We start from the raw sequence: 3,537 nt of genomic DNA on the forward strand, positions 1-3,537 counted from the left end.
GTATAAATATATTGTTTCGCTTCTTCTTGTGATAGATTAATAGGCTTCTTTAAATCTTCTTGTTTTAAATTTTGCGCGCTATCTCCTGAAACACTTTTAATAACACCCTTTTTATCTACGTGTGCAGTCAATTGATGCCCATATACTTCTTTTCCTTCATATGTTTGTTGCATACGCACAAGTGTAGTTCCATCATAAGAACCACGCTTTTGAAGAACCTTATAATCTACTCCCGTTTCTCCATTAACTTGTTTTGGAGACAAAGCTTGCTCTGTTTTCTCCTTAAGAGCATCTTTTACTACATTTTCTGGTGCCTTTTGTGATGGTCGTGTAAGTTCACCTGTACGAAACGAATCCTCTTGCATTTGAACTTGTAGTTGATCTGTTTCCTCTGCATGACCTAGTCCATATGGTGTTACAGTTGTTAAAGCTAATCCTGTTGTTAATGCAACTGTAGCTAATGTTTTTTTATTTTTCATGTTTTTCACCTCGTATAATTTTCTGAAATATTAAACTTGTAAAAAGTATACTGTCTATTCTTGTCAAAAAAAAGGGAAAATGCCGAATTTATGTAACATTATGCAAAATTACATAATTTAATGTCGATAATCCGTTATTTAAATTCAATTATTCTAGAAAAAATTAATGTTTATAATGAATGGGATATTTTAAAGGAAAACGGTTGAAGAAGGTAATTCTTTTAGTAGCCGGTTACGTGGGCTAAGAATATATATTCGAGGAGAGAAATTATACTTCATACATTGTTCTTATCTCTTTTTTACTTTATATGATGGCAGAATGGATTGTGGAGGAAACAAATCAGGAATCGTATTTCATCAGAGTTTATACATGAAGAGATCAAAGTTTTTACTCAAGACATACTAAAAACTGCTCCTATTAAGAAGTTTAGGCTGTGGAGAAAGTCTTCTCCACAGCCTATGTTTGTTCCTGAACCGCTTAAAAAAAATATTCACTATAGGAGATAGCACTCATAGCCGTTAAGTTAAGAAATTCATTATTCTCTAAAACTAAAAAATACGCTGCATTCTCAAAAGAACTAACTGTAGAGAAAGAAAATTTTCGTTTTGGGGGTATTTAATTTCGTTAGGTTGATGACGATGGGGTGCTACCCCATTACTTGAAAATCCTCTTGAAACATCTATTATTTACTTTCATAAAACTCTTCTTGTATTCCTTGAATTAAAGGTGATGCTTCCCCAGAATAGAAAATCCGTAAATCATGGAGAGATCTCGTGCAGCCAACGTATAATAGTTTCGCATCATGCTTTGTACCTTTATAATGTACTTCATCAACATCGATAAGAAGTACCGCATCAAATTCTAGCCCTTTTGCTAAATACACAGGTACAACTGAAATACCACCCTCATATTTACTTTGGTTTGCTTCGATGACGTTAGCAGTGATTCCTGTAGCTGTTAACTTTTCATATATATCACGACATTCATCATCTGTTCTTCCTATAACAGCAATCGTCTTCACATTTTCACTCTGCATATGTTGTAGAGTCTTTACAATTGCGGCAAATTGATTGTCCGTAGAAATAACCTTTACTTTCTCACCACTACGGAAAACAGGGGTTGCGAGCCCTACTGGAATTTCAGCATTTTTAATGACTTCATTTGCAAATTCAATAATTTCTTTTGTAGAACGATAACTCCTCGTCAGTTCATAATAACCGGTTTCTTGAAATACTTCTTTAAAGTCATTCCAGTCTTCAATCCCTTGATAATCATATATTGCTTGCGATAAATCACCTAAAATCGTAAACGAGTTACCCATTGTAATTTCTTTTAATATATAAATTTGGAATGGTGAAAAATCTTGTGCTTCATCTATAACAACATGGTGGAATTTTTGCCCGATTTCGATACCTGCTAATCGATGGTGAATATGAATAAGAGGTGCTAAATCTTCTACATACACTTCTTTTTTACGACAATTTTTTTCTGTTTCCTGAACAAGTTCTTCAGGTAAAACTTCCAATATTTCTTTTTGCTTCATCATCGAACTGTAAAATGATAACGGGCTCATTTTAGGCCAAAATTTCATATAGGCATTTAATCTCTTTGTAGCTTCTTTTTTTAATGCTTTTTTCTCATTTGTTCCTTCAAACTTTTTAAGTTCAATCTCAATCCAGCGCTTTATTCGGCCGACTAATCTTTCTCTACGCTTCCTTAATGGAGAGTGCTTATATTCCACTTGCATCCATTTTCTAATTTCTTCTACTGTAATAGATGCTTTATCCCATGCCTCAAAATCTTTTATTGGTAATAAATTCTTTTCAAATTGAACAATATTTTTTTCAATAAATGACTTGAATTTCATCGTTCCTTTTAATTTACCGAGCATAACCTTTTTATCATCGCGATTTATCGAAAAAGCTTCTTTCAACTTTTCTTCAGTATCTTTCAATTTCACCGCATCATCTAATGTATTTAGCGCCCAATCTTGAAATGTTGTTTGCCTAATATTTCCTACACCAAGTTCAGGAAGTACACTAGAAATATAATCTAAAAACAAACTGTTTGGAGCAAATACAATCATTCTCTCTGCCTCTAGCTGCTCGCGATATTCATAAATTAAAAAAGCAAGGCGATGTAAAGCGATTGTTGTTTTTCCGCTTCCTGCAACCCCTTGAATTAATAATGGCATGTTTTTCTCTGCACGAATAATGTCATTTTGTTCAGATTGTATCGTCGAAACGATATCTTTTAATTTATTATCCTTGTTTTCACCTAATCGATATAGAAGGAAATCATCTGCAAGAGATACATCTTCACTTCCTTTTACATATGTATCAACAACACGTTCCAGTTCTCTTTTGCGAATAGCAATGTTCCTTTTTAAATACACATCGCCCTCTACTAAGCCATCTGGTGAATGATAAAAAGCCGGTTCTTCACCACCAGTAAACGAATAAAACATACTAGCAACAGGTGCGCGCCAGTCAATAACAATTGGTTTCATCGTTTCTTCATCAGAAACACCTACTTTACCAATATAAATCGGGTTTGGTTCTGGCTGTCCATCCTCCTGAAAATCTAATCGCCCAAAGTATGGTTCTTGCACACCAATACGTAGGTTTTGCCGATTTGACTCCCTCATACTTTCAAGTATTTGTTCTTTAAAATCCTCGCCATAGTAAACTGGAATTTTTTCCAATTTGTCTAGTTGTTCATCCATTGTAGATAAAGTTTTTTTCATCCGCTGTAATTCTTCTTCAAATATAGTACTCATAATGCTGATTCCCTCCTGTCCGTTCGAATTTTTCAGTCGAGATACAATTGTATAAAAAATACATTTATAAAGTCAATAGTTCGGGCTGGAATTTTCTAAAATATAAGAATACAAGAAAAAATCCCATCGCCATCAAATATGAAATTTATATGCTAAATTCACTTATTAAGCTATTAATTCCCAGTCGGAGTAAATAAAACCTGAATATTAGCATTTGATTGATCCAACAGTTGTCAAATTTATACCGCAGCATATCATGTGCTAAGCCATAATGTCTC

The 3,537-nt window shown here is 33.8% G+C and carries 1 protein-coding gene and 1 pseudogene; both read right to left on the minus strand.

Annotated features, from left to right (window positions below):
- Window positions 1-479, minus strand: a pseudogene (locus JDS96_RS30035) (M4 family metallopeptidase); the annotation flags it as partial.
- A 683-nt stretch (window positions 480-1,162) separates the two neighbouring features.
- The gene (locus JDS96_RS30040; RefSeq protein ID WP_199669036.1) at window positions 1,163-3,259 is read right to left on the minus strand and encodes a HelD family protein; all 2,097 of its coding nucleotides are present in this window, start codon (window positions 3,257-3,259) and stop codon (window positions 1,163-1,165) included.
- Between the last annotated feature and the right edge of the window lie 278 nt (window positions 3,260-3,537).

This window comes from Bacillus cereus group sp. N21 (assembly GCF_016483395.1).
GTDB lineage: Bacteria > Bacillota > Bacilli > Bacillales > Bacillaceae_G > Bacillus_A > Bacillus_A pseudomycoides.